Annotated in this window: 16 protein-coding genes; 10 read left to right on the top strand and 6 right to left on the bottom strand. The window is 66.0% G+C overall.

Translation table 11 applies throughout. From position 1 onward, the window contains the following. Positions 1-36: 36 nt before the first annotated feature. Both VAE54_RS12600 and VAE54_RS12595 read right to left on the bottom strand, forming a co-directional pair. Positions 37-5,922, bottom strand: a complete 5,886-nt coding sequence (locus VAE54_RS12600; RefSeq protein WP_322802326.1) for a GAF domain-containing protein — start codon at positions 5,920-5,922, stop codon at positions 37-39. 179 nt (positions 5,923-6,101) lie between these two features. After that, positions 6,102-6,998: a response regulator gene (locus VAE54_RS12595; RefSeq protein ID WP_322802325.1), complete on the bottom strand. Its 897-nt coding sequence runs from the start codon at positions 6,996-6,998 to the stop codon at positions 6,102-6,104. A 409-nt stretch (positions 6,999-7,407) separates the two neighbouring features. On the opposite strand from VAE54_RS12595, the gene VAE54_RS12590 reads away from it, so the two are divergent. Both VAE54_RS12590 and VAE54_RS12585 read left to right on the top strand, forming a co-directional pair. Further along, positions 7,408-8,121 carry a metal-dependent transcriptional regulator gene (locus VAE54_RS12590; RefSeq protein ID WP_322802324.1) on the top strand — a complete coding sequence of 238 codons (714 nt, stop codon included), beginning with the start codon at positions 7,408-7,410 and terminating at the stop codon, positions 8,119-8,121. Continuing rightward, positions 8,090-8,479 (top strand): metallopeptidase family protein, encoded by a 390-nt coding sequence (locus tag VAE54_RS12585; RefSeq protein ID WP_322802323.1) that lies wholly within the window; start codon positions 8,090-8,092, stop codon positions 8,477-8,479. The genes VAE54_RS12590 and VAE54_RS12585 overlap by 32 nt, the downstream gene beginning before the upstream one ends. Positions 8,480-8,805: 326 nt before the next feature. Here the strand turns inward: VAE54_RS12585 and VAE54_RS12580 are convergent, their stop codons facing one another. The 3 genes from VAE54_RS12580 to VAE54_RS12570 form a co-directional block, all read right to left on the bottom strand. Next, positions 8,806-9,378 (bottom strand): elongation factor P, encoded by a 573-nt coding sequence (locus tag VAE54_RS12580; RefSeq protein ID WP_322802322.1) that lies wholly within the window; start codon positions 9,376-9,378, stop codon positions 8,806-8,808. Between the two features lie 126 nt (positions 9,379-9,504). Beyond that, a complete protein-coding gene (locus VAE54_RS12575) occupies positions 9,505-10,188 on the bottom strand; it encodes a response regulator transcription factor (RefSeq protein ID WP_322802321.1) in 684 nt (227 codons plus the stop codon). Next, entirely contained in the window at positions 10,160-12,799 is a 2,640-nt protein-coding gene (locus VAE54_RS12570; RefSeq protein WP_322802320.1) for an ATP-binding protein, read from the bottom strand. The genes VAE54_RS12575 and VAE54_RS12570 overlap by 29 nt, the downstream gene beginning before the upstream one ends. Positions 12,800-12,948: 149 nt before the next feature. Here VAE54_RS12570 and VAE54_RS12565 point away from each other — a divergent pair, with 149 nt between their 5' ends. From VAE54_RS12565 to VAE54_RS12530, 8 genes are all read left to right on the top strand, one after another. Beyond that, positions 12,949-14,280 carry an amino acid ABC transporter substrate-binding protein gene (locus VAE54_RS12565; protein ID WP_322802319.1) on the top strand — a complete coding sequence of 444 codons (1,332 nt, stop codon included), beginning with the start codon at positions 12,949-12,951 and terminating at the stop codon, positions 14,278-14,280. A 91-nt stretch (positions 14,281-14,371) separates the two neighbouring features. Further along, positions 14,372-15,241, top strand: a complete 870-nt coding sequence (locus tag VAE54_RS12560) for a branched-chain amino acid ABC transporter permease (protein ID WP_322802318.1) — start codon at positions 14,372-14,374, stop codon at positions 15,239-15,241. A gap of 112 nt (positions 15,242-15,353) precedes the next feature. Further along, complete coding sequence (locus tag VAE54_RS12555; RefSeq protein WP_322802317.1) at positions 15,354-16,322, top strand: branched-chain amino acid ABC transporter permease; 969 nt, start codon at positions 15,354-15,356, stop codon at positions 16,320-16,322. Beyond that, entirely contained in the window at positions 16,319-17,074 is a 756-nt protein-coding gene (locus tag VAE54_RS12550) for an ABC transporter ATP-binding protein (protein ID WP_322802316.1), read from the top strand. The genes VAE54_RS12555 and VAE54_RS12550 overlap by 4 nt, the downstream gene beginning before the upstream one ends. A gap of 2 nt (positions 17,075-17,076) precedes the next feature. Further along, positions 17,077-17,787: an ABC transporter ATP-binding protein gene (locus tag VAE54_RS12545; protein ID WP_322802315.1), complete on the top strand. Its 711-nt coding sequence runs from the start codon at positions 17,077-17,079 to the stop codon at positions 17,785-17,787. A 431-nt stretch (positions 17,788-18,218) separates the two neighbouring features. Next, positions 18,219-18,485 (top strand): metal-sensing transcriptional repressor, encoded by a 267-nt coding sequence (locus VAE54_RS12540; RefSeq protein WP_322802314.1) that lies wholly within the window; start codon positions 18,219-18,221, stop codon positions 18,483-18,485. Positions 18,486-18,653: 168 nt separating this feature from the next. Beyond that, on the top strand, positions 18,654-18,782 hold the full coding sequence (locus VAE54_RS12535; RefSeq protein WP_322802313.1) for a hypothetical protein: 129 nt from the start codon (positions 18,654-18,656) through the stop codon (positions 18,780-18,782). 82 nt (positions 18,783-18,864) lie between these two features. Then, a complete protein-coding gene (locus tag VAE54_RS12530; RefSeq protein WP_322802312.1) occupies positions 18,865-19,350 on the top strand; it encodes an OsmC family protein in 486 nt (161 codons plus the stop codon). Between the two features lie 51 nt (positions 19,351-19,401). On the opposite strand, the gene cax is transcribed toward VAE54_RS12530, so the two are convergent. Then, a complete protein-coding gene (cax, locus tag VAE54_RS12525) occupies positions 19,402-20,445 on the bottom strand; it encodes a calcium/proton exchanger (protein ID WP_322802311.1) in 1,044 nt (347 codons plus the stop codon). Positions 20,446-20,712: the final 267 nt, after the last annotated feature.

Raw genomic sequence — 20,712 nt, 5'->3', positions numbered from 1 at the left:
TGCCCGGATTCCCCGGAGCGGAAACGGAAACCGTTTCTACTCCGCGTTGCCGGATTCTCCCTCGGAGGATTCGCCGAGAAGGCGCCGGATGGCGGCGACGAACTCCTCCAGCGGGAACGGCTTGAGGAAGAAATCCGCCGCCCCCAGGGCCAGCGCCTGCCGGCGTTTGCCCATCGGGTCCGTGGCGCTGGCGGTCATGATCACCACCGGGACGTCCGCCATCTTCGGGCTGGCCTTCATGCGGGCCAGGGCGTCCAGTCCGCTCATCCCCGCCGGCTTGAGATCCATCAGCACCAGATCGGGGCGATGGGCTTCGATCCAGGCCAGCGCCTCGATGGCGTTCCCGAAGGTCGTCACCTCGAACCCATGGTTGCGCAGGGTGTCCTGGAGCAACGACCGGGTCCCCGCGTCGTCATCCACGATGACGATGCGGGCATGGCGCCGCGCATACCGGCCGACCACCTCCAGCAATCGTTCCACGTCTACCGGTTTGCCCAACACATCCACCGCTCCCAGGTGGACCCCTCGCTGGCGATCAGCCAGGACGGAGACGATGATGACCGGGATCTCGGCGGTGGCCGGATCGGCCTTCAGTCGTTCCAGCACCGTGAAGCCGTCCAGGTCCGGCAGGTAGATATCCAGGGTGATCAGCTGCGGACGCTCCTCCCGGGCGAGGCGCAGGGCCTCCTCACCCCGATGGGCGACCAGGGTTCGATATCCCGCGCGCTCCAGGTGCTGGACCAGCAGGTCGGCGATATGGCGGTCATCCTCCACGATCAGGATGGGCGAAGCGCCATCCCCCCGGACGGGGACCGGCGCTGGCGCGGGGGGTCGATCAACGGGAGAGGGCGCCTCACGGGCGATGGGGATCGTGAAGTGGAACGTCGATCCCCGGCCGACCTCGCTTTCCACCCAGATCCGCCCCCCATGCATTTCCACCAGGGCTTTCACGATCGAAAGGCCCAGGCCCGTCCCGGGGGTTTCCTGAACCCGCGGGTCATCCACCCGATAAAAGCGCTCGAAGATGCGCGGGAGAGCCTCGGGGGGAATGCCGATCCCGGTATCGCTGACTGCCACATGGACGGCTTCTCCCTCCACGCAGGCCCGGATGCGGATCTGCCCGCCTTCCGGCGTGTATTTGTGGGCATTGCTGACCAGGTTCATCAGGATCTGGATCAGGCGATCCTTATCGGCCTGGACCGGAGGGAGGAAAGCCGGCAGATCGAGCTCCAGGCGCTGGTTCTTTTCGTCGAGGCGAGCCTTCAGGGAAGCCACCACCGCTTCCACTGCCGCCTCCAGGGGCACCGGGCGGAGATCCAGCTGGAGGCGGCCGCTCTCAATCCGCGAGATGTCCAGCAGGTCATCCACCAGCAGTTTGAGTCGGTCGGCGTTGGACTTCACAATCTGCAGGAAGCGGCGCTGCATTTCGGAAAGGGGCCCGGCGGATCCGAGGAGCAGAAGATCCACGTAGCCCTTGATGGAGGTCATGGGCGTGCGGAGCTCGTGGGACACCGTGGAGATGAACTCTGTCTTGGCGCGATCGGCTTCCACCTCCGGCGTGATATCCCGGAAGACCGAGACGGTGCCCAGGAACTCGGTGCCCATCATCACCGGCGCGGCGTGGACGGTGATGAAGCGGCCCTCAGGGGCGAGCTCGTGGCGCATGAACAGGGTGGGGGGCTGGCCCCGCGGGGAGGAAAGCCATCGCCGCAGGGAGGCCATCCATTCCTGCCATGCGGGCCCATAAAGGCCGGTGAAATGATGGATGGGCCGACCGAGGACCTCCTCCCGGCGCAACCCGAGGATCTGTTCGGCGGCAGCGTTCATCATGATCACCTCGCCCCGGGCATCGGCCACCATCACCCCTTCCGCGATGGACTCCAGGATGGCCTGGCGCTTGGAAACCTCCTCCTGGGCGGCCCGCAGGGTGTTGCCCAGCTGCTCCGCCTGCTGGGTGATCAGCTGATAAAGGGCTGCGTTATGGATGGCCTGAGCCATCTGAGCGGCCACGGTCTCCAGCAGCTGAACCCGTTCTGGATCGAACCCACGGGCTTCCGGGCTGGCGAACACCAGGGCCCCCAGGACGTCCAGGCCCAGGGTGAGAGGAACCACCAGGGCCGCGCCTGGACGCAGGGCCCGCCAGGGCGCCGGGAGGAGATCGAGGGGGAACGCGAACAGGTTCTGGGTTCGCCGCTGGCGGATGGCCGCCTGGATCGCCCCGGGATCTTCGTGAAGGGGCCAGGATTGTCCGATCAGATCGGCACTGCCCGGCCCGATCCCGGCTCGCACCGCCAGGCGTCCCTTCTCCGGATCCATCAGGATCACCGCCGCGGTTTCCCCTTCCTCAACAAGGAGGGAGAGCGCCTGCTGAAGGGTAGCCTCCAGCTCCAGGCTGGCGGTCAGCGCCAGGGTCACCCGATACAACCGCTCCAGCTGGCGATGGCGAGCCGAAAGGTCGGCCAGGGCCTTCTCCAGCGCCTCCGTTCGCTCGCGGACCTGGGCTTCGAGCTCCTCGCTGAAGCGGCGGGTCTGCTCGTAGAGCCGGGCGTTCTCCAGAGCCACCGCCGCCTGTTCCGCCAGGGTCTGGAGCAGGATCTGTTCGATCTCATCGAAGGCGCCCCGTTCCGGATGGGCCACCGCGATCCATCCGACGATCTCTCCGCCCGCCCGCATGGGGACAAGGAGCAGGGAACGCACTTCCGGGATCTCCTCGTCCAGGGCCTCGGCTAAATCCCGGAGGTAGAGCGCACGGCCGGACATCATCGCCTGGATCATCCGGGAGGAGCCCAGGAGGGCTTCCAATGAGGAGACCTCCAGGCCATCCGGGGCGAATTGAGCGATCAGCTGAGGGGCTTCTTTCTCCATCCGGATCACCCCCGCCCAGGCTGCATGGCTCAGGGAGGCGGCGGCCTGGGCGATGGCTTCCAGCAGAGCGCCCAGCTCCAGCCGGGCGGCGATCTGCCGGCTGGCTTCGTTCAGACGGGTGAGCGCCTCGATCCGCTGTTTCAGCCCCTCATACAGGCGGGCGTTTTCAATGATGATGCCGGTCTGGCTGGCCAGCAGCTCCAGCATCTCCGCCGTCTCACGGGTGGGCACCTGCCCGTCCCGCGGCTCATCCACAGAGATGATCCCCAGCAAGCGCCCGCCTGTCCCGTGAATGGGCACAATCAGGAGGTCCTCTGGATGCCAGCGGGTGGGATCCGGCCGGGGCTCCCGCGTCGGCGTCGCCGTCCAGGTATCCAGGATCTCGCTCAGGTTCTCGGGTTGCCGCTCATATGGGATGTAATAACAGGCCCCGAGTCGGAATTCCTCCCGCAGGAAGATCTGCATATTGCGCCACGGCTGGGGGATCTGCCGCATCCGCTCGAACACCGGCAGGGGAAGCCCGGCCTGGGCCACCCGTCGGAGGACGGGGGGCTCTCCTTCCAGCAGGCTGATCAGAACCCGCTCGAAGCCCAGGGACTCCTGAATGGTGTGGGCGACGGCGTCGAGGGCGTTCTCCAGCGGCCGCTCGGAGCGCAGCGCCTGGCCCACCTCCAGCATCCCGCGCATCAGCTCGATGCGCTGGCGGTAGCGCTCGCTCCGCTGCGCCTCCTCCTGCAGACGCATGGCGTTGCCGATGGCCACGGCGGCCTGAGCGGCCAGGGCTTCCAGAAAGGCGATCTGTTCCTCGCTGAAGCCATGGGGCCGCCGGCTCTGGAGATCCAGCACCCCCACCACCAGTGTCCCATACCAGATCGGCACGGCCACCTCGGAGAGGGTATCCGGCGTCCCGGCGATGTAATGCGGGTCCTGCCGGACATCAGGGACAAGCACGACGCGGCCGCTCTGGAAGGCCTGCCCGATCAGCCCTTCTCCGGGTCGCTGGCGATCCAGCCCGCGGGCTTGCAGTTGCTCCATGGAAAGGTTGCGGAGCAGACGGGGGCGCAGCAGATCGCTTGTCGGATCGTAAAGGAGGATCTCCCCGTAATCCGCCCCTGTGACATGGAAGGCCGAGTCCAGCACCAGGTTCAGGATGTGATCGAGATCCAGATTCGCGTTCAGCTCCTGGCCGATGCGGTTCAGCGCGGTCAGCTGGTGGATCCGGGCCTCCAGGCGCTCGCGGATCTCTCCGTAAAGCCGGGCGTTCTCCACGGCGATGGCCGTCTGGTGCGCGATGGCCTGAAGGAGCTCCAGGTCCTCCTCGTCGAAGGCGTTCTCGTCCGTCTCATGCTGGATGGCCAGCATGCCGATCACCCGGTCGCCGACCCGCATGGGAACCCCCATCCAGAGCCGGGCGGGGGTTCCCACTGGCTCGATCCCCAGCGCCCGCGCCTGGCCGGCGACATCGCCTCGCAGCAGAAGGGGCTGGCCGGTTCGGATCACATATTCGGTCAGGCCATGGCCGCCCCGGCGCTTCGGCCGCTCCCGCAACCGTTGTCCCTGATGCACATAGAACACAAATGAGACCTCATCGTTCTCCGGATCATAGAGGGCGGCGTAGAAATTCCGGGCATCCAGGATCCGCCCGAGCGCTTCCCGGATGGTTTCAAAGATCCTATCCAGATCCAGCGTTGCGGCGATCCGCTGGCCGATCTCCACCAGGGCCCGCAGGCGGGCGGCGCGGCGCCGGGCCTGTTCAATTACCTGAAGGTTATGGAGGGTGGTGCCCAGCACGACGCCCATCGCCATCCCCAGACGTTCATCATCCGGGGCGAACCGGCCCTCGATCCGATTGATCAGGTGGATCTCCCCGATGGGCTGTTCCCGGGCCGTCAGGGGGATGGAGAGGACGGATCGGACGCCGAAGCGGGCGATCAGCTCCCGATACGGCGGGATCACCCGGCGGTCCTCTGACGCCCGGTTGGAGCGGAAGGGGCGTCCGCTCCGGAACACGCTTTCCGCGAACACCGGGTCCTGCACCGGAAGGCGGAACCCCAGGGCATCCGGCGGCCAGGGGCCGTAGACGCCGGCGGGGTGGGGGGTTAACTCCTGACGCTTCGAATCGTAGAGCAGGACCACGACCCGCTCCACCCGGAACCACTCGGCGAGCTCGGCGACGGATCGGCGGAGGAAATCTTCGAGGGATGGGGAGGCGGCGCTCATCGCCGCGATGCGGAACAGGGTCTTCAGCCCTTCGGCGTAATGGTGCGTGGCTTCATACAACCGGACGTTGTGGATGGCGATGGCCGCCTGGGCGGCGATCGCCTCCAGGAGGCGCAGATGTTCTTCGGTGAAGGCCCCCGGGCGATACGCAACGAGTTCCAGCGTCCCGATGAACTCTTCCCGGGTTTGCAGAGGGACGCCCAGAAAGGCGCGCGCGGGGAAGCGCTCGAGGTTCAGGCGAGGGCGCGCGCCGGTGAAGTCGCGCAGATCGTGGATCAGCAGGGGACGCCGGTAGGTGGCCAGCCATCCGGTGAGGCCCTCGTCGGGCCGGTAAACCCCTCCCAGCTCCGCGAGCTGAGCCACCGCCTGGGGATCCCCACCGCGGGCCCGGGTGTAGAGCCGGCGGTCTCCGGGCTCCCACAGGTTGATCTCGGCCAGCTCATAGGGGATCACCTGCCGGATCGCAAATAGGATGGCATCCAGCGTGGAGTCCAGATCCAGGGAGGCACTGAGCAGACGGGCGATCCCTGTGACCAGGGCCAGCTCCCGGGGGTAGATGGGGGGTTCCGGGGCGGATCTGGATCCCTCGGGAACAGGCCGAAGGACGACCAGGAAGCCTGGATGCCCATCCAGGGTGAGGGGGAGGGCGCTGGCCTGCGCGCTTCGCTGGCCGATGGTGGCCGTCTCCCGGGAGCCCAGCAGCCATCGTTCCAGCACGCCCGGCGGGCGAAGACGGCTCGCCAGATCCTGGCAGGAGAAGGGAGGGGGATCCCCCAGCCAGGCGCGCGCTGCGGCGTTCAGAAGCAATCGGCCGCTCCCGGCCTCGATCCACAGCATCGGTTCCGCCCACCGCTCCAGGAAGGAAACATCCTCCCTATGCGTCGCCGGTTTCGAGGAAGATGGGCGAGCCGGTCTCAAAAGCCAACGCAGGCGCTGGCGCCAGACCATCCCGGGTTTCCCTCCGCTTCTCTTTGCCGTTCCGGTGCCGCTTTACGGCATGGTGGGGAGATCTTCCTTCAAAGCAGCAGGATCTCCTTCCGCCGGGCTTCCGCTGCGACCTCCGTGAGCTCCCGGATGTCGTTGAAGATCGAATCCCCGGCCCGGACGATGCCGATGGCCAGGCTCATCAGAGGGACACGCTTCTCATTCCCATCGCGATCGATGAGCACCAGATACCCTCGTTCCCGGTCGGGGAAGGCGTAGTGGGTCCCGACTCCTTCGGCGAAGCGACGGCGGAGCTCCTGGGCGATGCCCTCCGCCCGTCCGGCCTCCGTGATCACCACGAAATCATCCCCCCCGACATGTCCGATGAAGTCCTGCGGCGTCCCCAGCTCGTCCACCACCTCCCCGATCAGCATGGCCGTCCACCGCAGGACCTCGTCACCGGCCACGAATCCGTAAACTTCCTGGAAAGCATCCAGGCCGTTGATCCCGATATACAGCAGGCCCCAGTCCGAGCGGCGGAGGAGGGCGCGCAGCTGATCCTCGATCAGGCGCCCGCTGGGCAGGCCGGTGACCGGGTTGGTGAGGCTCTCCCGTTCCGCCCGCCGGATGGCGTTCTGGACCCTCAGGCGCAGTTCCTCGATATCGAAGGGCTTCGTGATGTAATCATCCGCCCCCAGCTCCAGGCCAGCAATGCGGTCACTGCGCTCGTCCCGTTGGGTCAGGAAAATGATGGGGATGTGGCTGGTGCGCAGGTGGGTGCGCAGCCTCCGGCAGACCTCGTAGCCATCGATATCGGGGAGCACGATATCCAGGATGATCAGATGGGGAAGCTGCTGGCGGGTTCTCTCCAGCGCTTCCTGCCCCCGCGCGGCCGTCTGAACCTCATAGCCCAGCGAGCCAAAATACAGCTGGAGCATGCGGGCGATGTCCGGATCGTCCTCCACCACCAGAATCCGTGCTTTGCTCATCGAACCCTCCTCCCTGCGCCCGCTCTCGGTTCAAAATATGAAACCGAGGAGACCAGGCCCACGGTTTCCCAAACTCCGGCTTGGGTGAGAGGCCGCGCCAGCCTCTCGGAACCCCGCCCCCCAGCGATCTCCCCAATTTGTGGATTATTCTAACTCCAGTATAGAAGAAATGGAAATTCGCGGGAAGTGTATGAAGGCTTTAACCCGCTTCCCTGGGGCATAAGCTCCGGTCGAGAGGGCCTGCATCGCCTGGCCTCCGGGACCCCGGAAGGAGCGATCGAACCGGCTGGCTGCTCGGTTCCCTTTCCTCCAGCAAAGGATGGGGGCAGGCGGGGCGGGATGATGTTCCGCGGGAAGGGTTTCTGTGTTAAGATGAGGAGCAAAGAGTTCGGGAAGGGACGCAGGGATCATGCCCCGGCTGAGCGCTTCGATGGAAGATTATTTGCGAGCGATTTATATCCTCGCCGAGCGAGAGGGAACGGTCACCACCACCCGGCTGGCGGAATATCTCCATGTGGCACCGCCGTCGGTGACCGGGATGCTGAAGAAGCTGGCGAGGCTCCGCCTGGTTCACTACGCCCCCTACCGGGGAGTGACCCTCACCCGAACGGGCCGCCGGATCGCCCTGGAGGTGATCCGGCATCATCGCCTGCTGGAGCTCTTCCTCATGGAAGCCCTGGGCTATGATTGGGACGAGGTCCACGCGGAGGCGGATCGCCTGGAGCATGCGATCAGCGAGGCCCTGGAGGAACGGATTGCAACGATGCTGGGCCACCCCGCGTATGATCCCCATGGGGATCCCATCCCCACCCGAGCGGGGGAGATCCCGCTCCCGGCCGCCCGGCGGCTGAGCGAGGTCCCTCTGGGGGTGGCCTGTGAGGTGCTGCGGGTGATCGACGAAGCCTCGACCTTGCGGCAAGCCGCCCGGGCGGGCTTGCGACCGGGCGCTCAGGTGATCGTGGAAGAGCAGGTGCCAGGCGTTGGCCTGCGCATCCGGGTGGGCGATCAGGAGCATCGAATTCGGCGCCGCCTGGCCGAGCAGGTCTTTGTGCGGGTGCCCCCCCTGGAATCCTCGCGGGAAACGATGCCGGATGCGACGACGGCGGCTCCGGATCACCCCTGAGCTGGTCGAGCGCGTGTGGTCCGAGATCCTCGCGGACCTGCCGCCGGATCTGCGGCAGGCGGTAGAGAACTTGGTCATCCTGCTGGAGGAGGAGCCCGATCGGGAGCATCGGCGGGCCCTGAGCCTTCCGCCGGGGGAGAACCTGTATGGCCTGTTCGAGGGCCCCCCATGGGCGGAGCGGGATCGGGCGCCCATCGCCTGGCCGTCGCGGATCCGGATCTTCCGTCGCCCCCTCGAAGCCGACTTCGGCGATGATCCGTTCCGGCTACGGGCCGAGCTCCGACGCACACTGCTTCATGAACTGGGGCACTACTTCGGCCTGAACGAGGAGGACCTGAGCCGGTTCGGTCTGGAGTAACGAGCGACGCCGTGGGTTTTCCTGAAGCGTGAGAGGCGTCGAATGAATTCGACCGGGATAGGCCTTCGGCCAACGGCCGGCCTGCGCCGGCCAGAAAGCATCCTCGCATCGGCGCAGGCCGACGCCCGGCGCGGAGCGCCTTGCGAGGCCGATTTCCATCGGCGTATCCCTCTCCACGGGGCGCAAGCGGTGATATCGGTCGAGGCGGAAGCGTCGGGGCGAATGCCTCTCCTGTGGGAGAGGGTTGTCCATCGCGGCCTGCAGGAGCCGCTTTAGCGGCGACCTCCCGGATGGCCTCTTCGGTTGCAGCTGCGGCGGCTGTCGCATTAACTGCTCCGCTTCCCCACCCGATCCACATACGCCCGGGTGTAGACATTGATCCGCACGATGTCCCCCTCGGCGATGAACTGGGGGACCAGCACTTCGAGCCCGTTCTCCAGGATGGCCGGCTTGTAAACGTGGCTCTCGCGCTCGCGCAGGGGTTGGGAAGTGTGGACCACGCGGAGATCCACCGTTTCCGGGAAGGCCACCGCAACGGGTTGCCCTTCGTGGAATTCCACCGGGATCCGCTGGTTGGGCTGGAGGAAGATCTCCAGATCCCCGATCATCGCGGCCGGGATGGGGATCTGATCGTAGGTTTCGGGGTCCATGAAATAGAACATCTCGCCATCATTGTAAAGATATTCCATCATCCGGCGCTCCAGGGAGACCTCCTCCACACGCTCCTCTGGCCGGAAGCGTCGATCCGTTACGACCCCGGTGCGCAGGTTGCGCAGCCTGGCGTGCACAACCCCCTTCTGCTGGGCGGTTCCGGAGTGATACACCGCATCGATCACCCGGAATAGCGTTCCCTCCAGCTGAATCGTCATCCCAGGGCGAAGCTCGCTGGCCACCGGCATAGCATCCTCCTCAGCCCTTGAGGATGGCGTTCGGAACCGGGCCGTTGGTCTCGAATGGGGAAGGCCGGATACCCCTTCCTTCCCTTTAATTTTATTCGGACTTGCGTCGCTGGCTCAGCGATCGGATTACGCCTCCAGGCGATAACCAAATCCGGGTTCGGTGAACAGATGGCGATGATCCTCGGTCTCCTCCAGTTTGCGCCGCAGACGCCCGATGTAGACCCGGAGGTATTCCACCTCGTCCTGATATTCGGGCCCCCAGACGCGTTGCAGGAGGAACCGGTGGGAGAGATTCCGGCCGGCGTGGCGGGCGAGAAGGTAGAGCAGGTCGAATTCTTTCCCGGTCAGGCGAAGGATTTCCCCCCGATGCCATGCCCGCCGCTGATCGGAGTCCAGTTCCAGATCGCCGATCCGCAACATCCCGGTCCCTCCGGCCCCCTCGCTCCACCGCACCCGGCGCAACGCGGCCCGCACCCGGGCCAGCAGTTCCCCCACCCCGAAGGGTTTGGTCAGGTAATCATCCGCCCCCAGATCCAGAGCGGTGATTTTGTCGGCCTCCTGGTCCAGGGCGGTGAGCACGAGGATGGGGACCAGGGAGACCTGGCGGATTCGCTTCAATACTTCCAGGCCGTTGAGACCCGGCATCAGGATATCCAGGATGATGAGATCGGGGGCGCTCTGCTCGAACAGCCGCAGGGCCTCCCAGCCATCCTGTGCGGTCAGCACTTCATATCCCCGCGCGGCCAGGTTGCGCCCGATAAACCGCCGCAGGGGTTCCTCATCATCCACGATCAGAATCCGCTCGGCCATCCTTATCCTCCCATATCGGGAGGGTAAAGAGGAAAGTGGCGCCCGGGCCGTCCTCGGCCAGCCAGATCCGACCTCCGTGAGCTTCCACAAACCCTTTGCAGATGGCCAGCCCCAGGCCAGCTCCGGAGGTGCGGATATGGCCCGGGATCCGATAGAAGCGATCGAAGATCCGCTCCCGATGTTCAGGTGGGATCCCCGGTCCTTCATCGTGAACCCGAACGATCACCATGCCATCGGCCACTGTGGCGGAGACGACGATGGGGGTTCCGGGCGGGGTATAGCGGATCGCGTTATCCAGGAGGTTGCGGAACACCACCTCGATCCGCGCTGGATCCACGTCCACGGGGGGCAGATCGGGAGGAAGCTGGATGGAGATGGGGTGGCTTTCCCCACGCAGATCCCGCTTCACCCGGGCGAGGATGGCATCCAGGGGGTATGGCTGTCGCTGGAGCACCAGAGCCCCGGCCTCCAGCCGGGAGAGATCCAGCAGGTTGTTCACCAGCCGGGTCAGGCGCTCGGTTTCCTCCAGGATGACCTGGAGGAACTCCCGGCGCGCGGCGGGATCCCAATCGACATCTTCCGCCAGCAGGGTCGTGGTATAACCCTTGATGGCTGCCAGCGGGGTGCGGAGCTCATGGGAAACCGCGGAGAGCAGCGCCGATTTGGCGCGGTCCAGCTCTCGCTCCGAGGTGATGTCCTGGAACACCAGGATGCGTCCGAGGGGTTCGTCCCCCGCCCCCTGGATCCGGATGCTCTGGATCCGCAGATCGCGGGTGGTATTCCCCGCCCGCCACAGCCCCTCGATGACGCCCTCGGTGGCTTTCTCCAGCACGCAGGGGATATCTCCTGAAGGGGAGAAGCGCTGGAGCAGGGACTCATAGGCGACACGGGAGGCGCACCCCGGCGGGCAGGGCTCCTCCAGCCCGCACCACCAGGCGGCCCGCCGGTTCATATAGAGGATCTCGCCATCCCGGCTTTCCATGATCAATCCATCGTGGAGGTGCTCGATCAATGTCTCCAGGCGACGGGTTTGTTGCTGGAGGAGCATATCGCTGCGGGCATACAGGACGGCGTGCTCCAGAGCAAAAGCCGCCAGGTTGGCGAAGTTCCAGGCCAGCGATATCTCATCCTCCGTGAATTGGTGCGGATCCGGTCGGTAAATCACCAGCGCGGCCGGGGGGGCGTGGCGGGCCATCAAAGGCACCGCGAGGAGGGCGCGGAAGCCTTCCCGCCGCGCCCGCTCCCGCAATTCCGGATAGCCCTCGACCTCGACGTCAGCGATCTGGGCCGGACGGCCGGTGCGAATGGCCTGCATGGTGGGAGAGCGGGGATCATCGGGATGGAAGGAGAGCCCTCGCGCGTAATCCGGGCTCAACCCCTGCACCGCGCGCACACGGTAGTAGCCGGTCCGCTCATCCAGGGTGAAAAGGGCGCATGTGCGAACCTGGAGGAGCCGCTGCACCTGCTCCAGGATCGTGGCGATGACCTCTTCGGTCTCCAGGGATCCCAGGACCGTGCGGCCGGTCTCCAGAAGGGTGCGGAGCTCATTCAGGCGCTGCTGGATCGCCCCTTGCATCCAGAGCAGCGAGCGGGCGAGGTGTCCGATCTGATCCCTCCGGTCGGTCAGGCGGAGGATGGCGGAGGCGCTGGCGGATGCGGGCCGCTCGCCGAGCTCCCGGCTGAAGCGGGCGATCGCCCCCAGGGGGTGCAGGGCCTGATGGGTGAGGAGATGCCAGAAACCCAAGCCGCTGACCAGCACCAGCAATAGCAGCAGGAGCATCGCCCGCTGGAACATATAGAGGGTGGCCAGCGCCTCATCGGCTGGGCGACGCACCAGGATGCGCCATCCCGTCCGCGGGAGGAACAGCGAGGTCACCAGCCAGGTCCGCCCCTGCGGATCCGAAGACAGGCGCGGCGGGATCGCTTCCTCCGGGGCCAGGCGGAAGGTGGGATCGAGGGGGATGAGCGGACCGGAGGCGGCAATGAGCTGGCCGGTGGCGTCATACAGGCGGAGATCCAGATGCTCCCCGGCCACCGTCCTCAACACGTCGCTCAAGCGTTCCAGCGAGAGATTGATGGCCACCAGCCCATTAAAATGTCCCCCTTCATCCTTTAACGGCATGGCGATGGTCACCACGGGTTTCCCGGTCTTGGGGGAAAGCCATCCCTTGGAGAGCACCGGGCCATCCGCCTGAGCGGCGGCCTGGAAATAGTTCCAGAAGCTGAAATCCCAGCCCACGGTGCTGCCGGGACCCTCCGGATAGTGATAGCGCATCACCCCATGGCGATCCAGGAGGAAGACCATCAGGGCATCCGGGCGGGCAGCGAAAGCCGGCATAAAAATGGCGGGGAGGGCCTGCAGGTCATGCCGGCGCACCGCTTCCATATGAGCCAGGGTCTCCACCGCCTGCATCGCATCCTGGAGCCAGGCTTCGGTTTCCAGCCCGATCGCATGGGCCAGGGCCCGGTTCGAGGATTCCACATCCTGAAGCAGCCGATCTGTGCTCCACAAATTAAAGGAGAAGCCCATGGCCAGCATCCACCCGATGAGCAGGCCGTAAGCGAGGAGCAATGTGGTCCTCAGATCCCGGGAACCGGTGAGCTTCCCCATGCGAACCTCCCCCCGAGGAACGGGAAGAGCGTGGCGTTTACGGGATTTTTACGCCTGACGAGCGTCTGTTTGTGGAAATTTTACCGTATCCGGCTAACCTGAGTGGGTGAAGGGCGTTGCCCTATCCTGGGAATCAGGAGGTCGGGATGATGCGCTGGATGAAATGGGGCGGGATCCTGGTCGTTCTGGCGATGCTGGCGGCGTGCGCCGCGCCTGCGCCGCCAGCCCCCACGGCGACGCCGGCCGGGCCGGCTCAACCGGCCGCCCAGCCCAGCCCGACACCGGCGGCCTCTCCCACCCCCGCCGTGAAGAAAATCATCCTGGGCTTCACGGCCTCTCAGACCGGCAAGCTGACCAAGGAATCCAAAGAACAGGTCCAGGGGCTGCAGCTGTGGCTGGACGATCTCCAGCGGGCGGGGGGCATCCGGCTGCCGGACGGCACGGTGATCCAGGTGGAGCTCAAGTTCTATGACGATGAGAGCACCAAGGAGCGAGTGCAGCAACTCTATGTCAAGCTGATCAACGAGGACAAGGCCGATTTCCTGATCAGTCCTTACAGCAGCGGCCTCGCCGACGCCGCGGCGGTCATCGCCGAGCAATACGGGAAGATCATGATCACCATCGGCGCGGCCTCCGACAGCACCTATGAGAAAGGCTATCGGCATATCTTCCAGATCTACACGCCGGCCAGCCGCTACCTGACGGGCGCCATCGATTTCCTCAAGAAGATGGACCCGAACGCCAGGCGGATCGCCATCGTTTATGAGAACGAGAAGTTCTCCACCGATGTGGTGAACGCGGCCAAGCCGTATGCGGAGAGCCAGGGGTTCGAGGTCGTGCTCTTCGAGGGCTATGAGACCGGCACCACGGATTTCGGGCCCTTCATCAATAAGATCACGGCCGCCAGGCCCGATGCCATTATCGGCGGCGGGCACTTCCAGGATGGCTCCACGCTGGCCAAGCAGCTGTTCGAGAAGAAGGTGCCGGTGAAGATGATCGCCCTGCTGGTCGCCCCCGCGGTGCCGGAGTTCGCCCAGCTGGGCGACGCCGCGGTGGGCGTGATCGGCCCCAGCCAGTGGGAGCCCGGCGCGAAATACTCGCCGGATTCAGCGAAGGCGGCGGGGCTGCCCTGGTATGGCCCGACGGTAGATCAGTTCGTCAGCGCCTACAAGGCCAAATACGGCTATGAGCCCGGCTATCACGCCGCCGGGGGCTATGCCGCCGGCCTGGTCCTGCAGAAGGCCATCGAGGATGCCGGATCCATCGAGACCGAGAAGGTGAAGGCGGCTCTGGAGAAGATGGACCTGATGACCTTCTACGGCCGCATCAAATTCGACACGGGGAAGGCCCACGGCAAGCAGATCGGCCATGAGATGGTCTATCTCCAGTGGCAGAAGGACGCCTCGGGCAACCTGATCCGTCCGATCGTCTGGCCGGAGGCCGCGCAGGCGGCGAAGCCGATCTATCCCCTGAGCCGCTGAGCCGCCGGGGCCTCCCCCGAGCGTCCGTGAGCCCGACGACCGTCGCAAGGAGCCTCTTGGTCACCAACCCGATCTTTTCCATGGGAGGGCGATGGCGATGGTGAACCCGGGCGTATGGATCGCCTCATTGATCGATGGCCTGTTGCTGGGGTTTGTCTACGGCCTGGCGGCGATGGGGCTTACCCTGATCTGGGGGGTGATGCGGGTGATCAATCTGGCCCACGGGCCGATCATCGCCCTGGGGATGTTCGGCGTCTATCTGCTCTTCGCCTACGCCGGGGTGCATCCCTACCTGGGGTTGTTCGCCGTCGCCCTCCTCGGGCTGCTGGTCGGGATCCTGATCTACGAGGTCGCGGTCCATCGGGTGCTGAACGCCCCGCATCTCTCGACCCTCCTGGCGACCTTCTCGGTCAACATGATGATCATCGGGACGGGCACGGCCCTTTTCACCACTACCCCCCGCAACATCGACATCTCGCTGGGCCGCCTGACCTTTGGACCGGTTGTTCTCCTGGGGACCCGTATGCTGGCGGCGCTGGCCGCCGTCCTGATCGCCGCGGGGCTTTACCTCTTCCTGTATCGGACCATCCCGGGGAAGATGGTGCGGGCGGTGGCCAGCCACCGCGCGGCGGCGGAGTTGATGGGGATCCCCTCCGCGCGGGTGCTGGCCTTCAGTTTCGGCCTGGGGACCATGCTGGCAGCGGTCGCCGGGGGGCTCATCGCCACCTTTTTCCCGTTCACCATCCTCTCGGGGGGGGCCTACGAGCTGAAGAGCTTTGTGATCTGCGTGCTGGGCGGGCTGGGGAACCCCACGGGAGCGCTGCTCGGGGGCCTGATCCTCGGGGCGCTGGAAGGGCTGATCCCCATTGTGCTGCCGGTGAGCTGGGTGCCGGTGATCGAGTTCCTGCTGTTCGTCCTGCTCCTTTTGCTGCGCCCGCAGGGGTTGCTGGGGGAGCGCTGAGCGGTGCCGGCCCCCCGGCCGATCGAAGAGCCGGATTCACCCTCTTTCGCACGATCCGATGAGAAGGCCCGGGGGTCAGGCCGGGAACATCCCTTCGGTAGGGGAAAGCGCGATGGGCATAGGGCGTTCTATCTCCGGGTGGGTGACGCTGGTCGGGCTTCTCGGAGCCGGCCTGTGGCCGATCCTAACGGGATCCGCCATGGGGCGGGAGGATATGTTCCTCATCCTGATGCTGGTCACCCTGGCCTCCAGCCTGAACATCCTGCTGGGCTACACCGGCTATGTCAACTTCGGCCACATCGTCTTTTTCGGGCTGGGGGGATACATCGGCTTCTACCTGATGCACCGCCAGGGCTGGTCCCTCTGGACGGCGATGATCGCGGGAGGGCTGGCGACGGCCGCCCTGGCCCTGGCCCTGGGGGCCATCATCCTGCGGCTGCGGGGGGCTTACTTCGCCCTGGCGACGATTGGGATCCATGAAGCGGTGCGCGCCTTCGTGGCCAACTTCGAGCCCTTCGGGGGCGCTACCGGGATGTCTTTGAATTTCGCCGTATACCAGGCCTATGGAGGGGCCGCTCAGGCTTTGTGGATCGCTTATGGTGCCCTGCTCACCGTCACCCTGCTCACCGTGGGCGTCAGCTTTGCGGTCAAGCACTCCAAGTTCGGGCTGGGGCTGATGGCGATCCGGGAGGACGAGGATGCCGCCCTGGTCCTGGGTGTGCGGGGGCCGTGGGCCAAGACCATGGCCTATGCCCTTTCGGCGCTGTTCCCGGGCATGGTGGGCGTGCTGTTCTTCTTCAAGAACGGGAACATTGAGCCCGGGGATGCCTTCCGGCTGCACCTGTCCATCGAGACCCTGGTCATGGTGATGCTGGGCGGCCAGGGGACGGTGTGGGGGCCGATCCTGGGGGCGGCGCTCTATGAGCGCCTGCGGGGTTATCTGCTGACCAGCCCGTTGTTTAAGAGCCTGCATCTGACCTTCGCCGGCGTGCTCCTGCTTCTGATCATCCTCTTCGTCCCGGCGGGCGTGATCGGCTGGCTGCGGGCGCGCTTCCCGGCGACCCGGAGGGTGATCCCATGAGCCTGCTCGAGGTGCGGGGGGTTTCCAAGCGCTTTGGAGGCCTGCAGGCCTTGAACCGGGTTTCCCTCCATGTGTCCGAGGGGGAGATCCTGGGGCTGATCGGCCCGAACGGGGCAGGCAAGACCACCCTGTTCAATGTGATCAGCGGGGTCTATCGCCCGGAGGAAGGGCGGGTGATCTTTCGGGGCCAGGACGTCACCGGGCGGCCGCCGTATGCCATCGCCCGGCTGGGGATCGCCCGCGCCCATCAGATCGTGCGCCCCCTGAATGAGCTGACGGTGCTGGAGAACGTGATGGTAGGGGCCTGTTTCGGGCGAGAGAACCGATCCCTCCGCGAAGCCCGGGAGATCGCCCTGGCCGTCCTGGAGCAGGTCGGGCTGGCCGGGAAGCGGGACGTGGAAGCCGCCCGGTTGAACGTGGCGGAGAAAAAACGATTGGAGCTGGCCCGCGCCCTGGCCGCGCGCCCTTACCTGATCCTGCTGGACGAAGTCCTGGCGGGCTTGAACCCCACCGAAGTGGCGACGATGCTGGAGGTGATCCGCGCCATCCGGGCCAGCGGGATCACGGTCCTGATGATCGAGCATCTGATGCATGCGATCATGAACGTCTCCGACCGTATCGTGGTGCTGGACTACGGGGAGGTCATCGCGGAAGGCGCCCCTTCGGAGATCGTCCACCACCCCCGGGTGATCGAGGCGTATCTGGGGGATCCCCGGCTCGCTCAGAGCCTGCTGGAGGCCCATGGAGGTTGAGGATGGCCATGCTCGAAGTCCATCACCTGTCCTCGGGCTATGGGGAAGTGCAGATCCTGTGGGACCTTTCGTTCCGGCTGGAGGCGGGGCGGCTCACCACCCTCATCGGAGCGAACGGCTCGGGCAAAACCACCGCCCTGCGCGCCGTGATGGGGCTGATCCGGCCATGGCGTGGGGCCGTTTTCCTGGAAGGCCAGGACATCACCATGCTCCCTCCCTATCGCAAAGCGGCCATGGGATTGATCCTGGTCCCGGAGGGACGGCAGCTGTTCGCGGATATGACGGTGATGGAGAACCTGGAGATGGGGGCCGTGACCGGGCGGGCGCGCCCCCGATTTCGCCAGAACCTGGAGCGCGTTTTCGATCTGTTTCCCCGATTGAAGGAACGCCGGAATCAGAAAGCGGGCACCCTGAGCGGGGGCGAGCAGCAGATGCTCGCCATCGCCCGGGCGTTGATGGCGGAGCCCCGGATCCTTTTCCTCGACGAGCCGTCGCTGGGCCTCTCGCCGCTTCTGGTGCTGAGCCTCTTTGCGATCATCCGCCGCCTGAAGGCCGAGGGGCTGACGATGCTGCTGGTGGAACAGAACGTGCATCTGGCGCTGGCCATCAGCGACTACGCCTATGTGCTCAGCGGCGGTCGGATCGAGCTGGAGGGCCCGGCCCAGGAGGTGGCCCGGGAGGATCGGGTGCGCAAGGCTTACCTGGGGCTGTGAGGCCGCCGGCTGCCCGTTCATGAGGCGGGAACCCTCCCCAGGCCATCCCCCATTTTGACAGCCCGGGATATCCGGATTATCCTCTATACGGGTATTGGGTATTTCCGCCCTCGCCTGGTGGACGTTAGGGATCTCGCGGGAGGTGGAAGCCAGGCCATGCCGCTTTACGGCTGGGGTGCGGTGCCTAGGCGCCGCATTCCACCGTGGGTGCGGCGCCGAGTTCGAGCGGCTGGTCCGATGGAACACCCCGGTGGAGGAGATCGAATGCCCGCGCTGCGGCCGTCGGGAGGCGGAGAAGCGGCTCTCAATCTTCGCCGCCGTGGGAGCCGGTGGCCGGGAACCATGGGGGAACCCTTCCAGGGGTCCGTTGATCCAGGGCCGGGGGCCCTGGGAACGGGAATGGGGGAGAGCTTGCGCGGAGGAGCCGCCATATGCTTCGCCTTTCTCAGGATGCAGAACAGCGTTTGATCCGCCGTCTCCGACGGATCCAGGGGCAGGCCCGGGGGGTGGAGCGGATGATCCAGGAGGGGCGGGATTGCGAGGAGGTGCTGGAGCAGCTGGCCGCCCTGCGGGCGGCCGCCCATCATGCCCTCCTGTTCGCGACGCGGGCTTACCTCCAGGCATGCGCGGACCAGGATCCTGTCCGATCCGCGCGTGCCGTGGGAACCCTTCTGGAAACCCTGGGTCGGCTTTCCTGAGGATTTCCTTGAGGCGAGGGGGCTGGGGTGGGGGGCATGGAATACTGGTGGCGGAAATCCCGATCCGAACCGCAGCCTCGCCGGAAAACGACCTCGCGGCGTGTCTCTGCCGATCCGGGATCCTCTCTGGATTTTCAGCTTCATGTCCCTGCAGAGGCGGAGGGCGCGGTGGAGATCTACCGGGCGGGGGATCTCTGCCCCATCTGTGGCTTCGCTCGTCTGGAATACGATGGATACTTCAACGTGTATTGCCCGATCTGCGGGTTCCGCACGGGAGCCCGTGGGGTGTGCACCTGATAAGGCGCCCGGGAGGGACGAGGGGCGGCGCCCCTCGCGATCGCCCACCGGCGCGATGAACCCATGCGGAAGGAGCGTCCCCATGGCTACAGAGATCCGCCTGAATTTACTGGACGTCCAGGGCATGAAGATGGAAGCCCTCACGCCGAGCGGGCATTCGGTGATCATGGACGCAGCTCCCGATGTGGGGGGAACGAATCAGGGGCCCCGCCCGATGGAGCTGCTGCTGGTCGCCCTGGCGGGCTGCACGGCGATGGATGTGCTTTCCATCCTGCGAAAGAAGCGCCAACCCCTGGAAGGGTTCGCGATGGAGGTCCGGGGGGAGCGGGCTCCGGAGCACCCGAAGGTCTACACGGATATCGATGTGCTCTACATCGTGAAAGGGAATGTGGATCCCCAGGCAGTCGTTCGGGCGGTTGAGCTCTCGGTGACCAAGTATTGCTCCGTCAGCGCGATGCTGCGCAAGACCGCTCGCATCCGGTATCGCTATCGGATCGAGCCCGTCGCGCCCGGGGCGGAGCCGATCGAGGGAGAATACCGGATCGAGGAAGTTCCCGCCTCCGCATGAAACGGGGGGCCGCTCCGGATTCCCCGATCCGGTCCCGGCGGCCCCATCGATCTACACAAAGAAGAAGGCGATCCCCAACATCCCGTAAACGGCCAGGAGCTGCGCGCCCTCCAGCCAGTTCGTTTCCCCATCCAGCGCGATGAAGGCCGCGATCGCCCCCGCCATCATCATGGCCACCAGTTCCAGCGGATGGAAGACCAGATCCATCGGCCGTCCCAGGGCCAGGCTGGCGAAGACCAGGGCGGGGGCGACCAGCAGGGCGATCTGCAGGCTCGAGCCCACGGCGATCTCCAGCGAGAGGTCCATCTGGTTTTCCGCGGCCATCTGGACCGCCACCAGGTGCTCCGCGACGTTGCCCACCAGGGGGATCAGGATGATCCCCACGAAGAGCTCCGTGAGGCCCAGGATGTGAAGGGTGGGCTCCAGCGCGTGAACCAGCAGCTCGCTCATCCCCACCACGCCGATCGTGGCCACCGCCAGGACCCCAAGGGCCTGGGGGAGGGTCCAGCGGGTGTGGGAGGGGGGATGGGCGGCCAGCGGCTCCCGGGCGCGAAGCGTGTAAAGCACGCTCAGGCCATAGAGGGCCAGCATCAGCCCGGCCACGCCCAGGCTCATGGTTTCCACGGCCTCGGGATGGTGCACCGCGATCGTATGGCTGAAGAGGGAAGGGATCCCCAGGGCGATGAAGGCGAGGATGGTCATGGTGGTCAGCACCCCGGCTCGCTGGCGGGAGAACCGCTGGAGCCCATGGCGCCATCCTCCGACGAGCAGGCTGAGCCCCATCACCAGGAGCAGGTTCCCCAGGATGGATCCGGTGATGGAGGCCTTCACCAGATCCAGCAGTCCGGCGCGGATGCCGGCCAGGGCGATGATCAGTTCGGCGGCGTTCCCCAGGGTGGCGTTCAGCAGGCCGCCCACCACCGGGCCCGTTCGCGCCGCCAGCTCCTCCGTGGCTTCCCCGATCAGGGCCGCCAGCGGGATCAGGGCCAGGGCGCTGAGGATCAGCACGGGGATGGGCCCGGCGTTCCCCACGGCGGCCAGCACGGCCAGCGGAACCGCGATCAGCAGATGGACTGCGGTGCCTCGGCACCGCACTCCAGGACTCCAGGACATAGGTGTTTGACCTCCGGTGTGGGTGAACGCAGGGCGCGCCCTCCGCGCCAGGCGTTGGCGGGCGCGCCGATGGAAATCGGCCTCATTGGGCGCTTCGCGCCCCGCGTCGGCCTGCCCCGACGCGGGAGGTCTTTCGGCCGGCGGAGGCCGGCCATCGGCCGGAGGCCTCTAAAGGTCGACTTCCTTCGACGCCTGAGGCGGATGGGATGCCATCATCGGCTCTACCGGAGATACAGAATGAGGACCGCC

The organism is Thermoflexus sp. (assembly GCF_034432235.1).
Taxonomy (GTDB): domain Bacteria; phylum Chloroflexota; class Anaerolineae; order Thermoflexales; family Thermoflexaceae; genus Thermoflexus.
The sequence above is the reverse complement of the archived record's forward strand: the minus strand, read 5'-3'. Positions and strand labels throughout refer to the sequence as shown.

Coding starts and splice junctions, on each gene's coding strand:
- VAE54_RS12600 (WP_322802326.1), bottom strand. CDS start 5,922: ATGCTGTGGATCGAGGCCGGGAGCGGCCGATTGCTTCTGAACGCCGCA.
- VAE54_RS12595 (WP_322802325.1), bottom strand. CDS start 6,998: ATGAGCAAAGCACGGATTCTGGTGGTGGAGGACGATCCGGACATCGCC.
- VAE54_RS12590 (WP_322802324.1), top strand. CDS start 7,408: ATGCCCCGGCTGAGCGCTTCGATGGAAGATTATTTGCGAGCGATTTAT.
- VAE54_RS12585 (WP_322802323.1), top strand. CDS start 8,090: ATGCGACGACGGCGGCTCCGGATCACCCCTGAGCTGGTCGAGCGCGTG.
- VAE54_RS12580 (WP_322802322.1), bottom strand. CDS start 9,378: ATGCCGGTGGCCAGCGAGCTTCGCCCTGGGATGACGATTCAGCTGGAG.
- VAE54_RS12575 (WP_322802321.1), bottom strand. CDS start 10,188: ATGGCCGAGCGGATTCTGATCGTGGATGATGAGGAACCCCTGCGGCGG.
- VAE54_RS12570 (WP_322802320.1), bottom strand. CDS start 12,799: ATGGGGAAGCTCACCGGTTCCCGGGATCTGAGGACCACATTGCTCCTC.
- VAE54_RS12565 (WP_322802319.1), top strand. CDS start 12,949: ATGCGCTGGATGAAATGGGGCGGGATCCTGGTCGTTCTGGCGATGCTG.
- VAE54_RS12560 (WP_322802318.1), top strand. CDS start 14,372: ATGGCGATGGTGAACCCGGGCGTATGGATCGCCTCATTGATCGATGGC.
- VAE54_RS12555 (WP_322802317.1), top strand. CDS start 15,354: ATGGGCATAGGGCGTTCTATCTCCGGGTGGGTGACGCTGGTCGGGCTT.
- VAE54_RS12550 (WP_322802316.1), top strand. CDS start 16,319: ATGAGCCTGCTCGAGGTGCGGGGGGTTTCCAAGCGCTTTGGAGGCCTG.
- VAE54_RS12545 (WP_322802315.1), top strand. CDS start 17,077: ATGGCCATGCTCGAAGTCCATCACCTGTCCTCGGGCTATGGGGAAGTG.
- VAE54_RS12540 (WP_322802314.1), top strand. CDS start 18,219: ATGCTTCGCCTTTCTCAGGATGCAGAACAGCGTTTGATCCGCCGTCTC.
- VAE54_RS12530 (WP_322802312.1), top strand. CDS start 18,865: ATGGCTACAGAGATCCGCCTGAATTTACTGGACGTCCAGGGCATGAAG.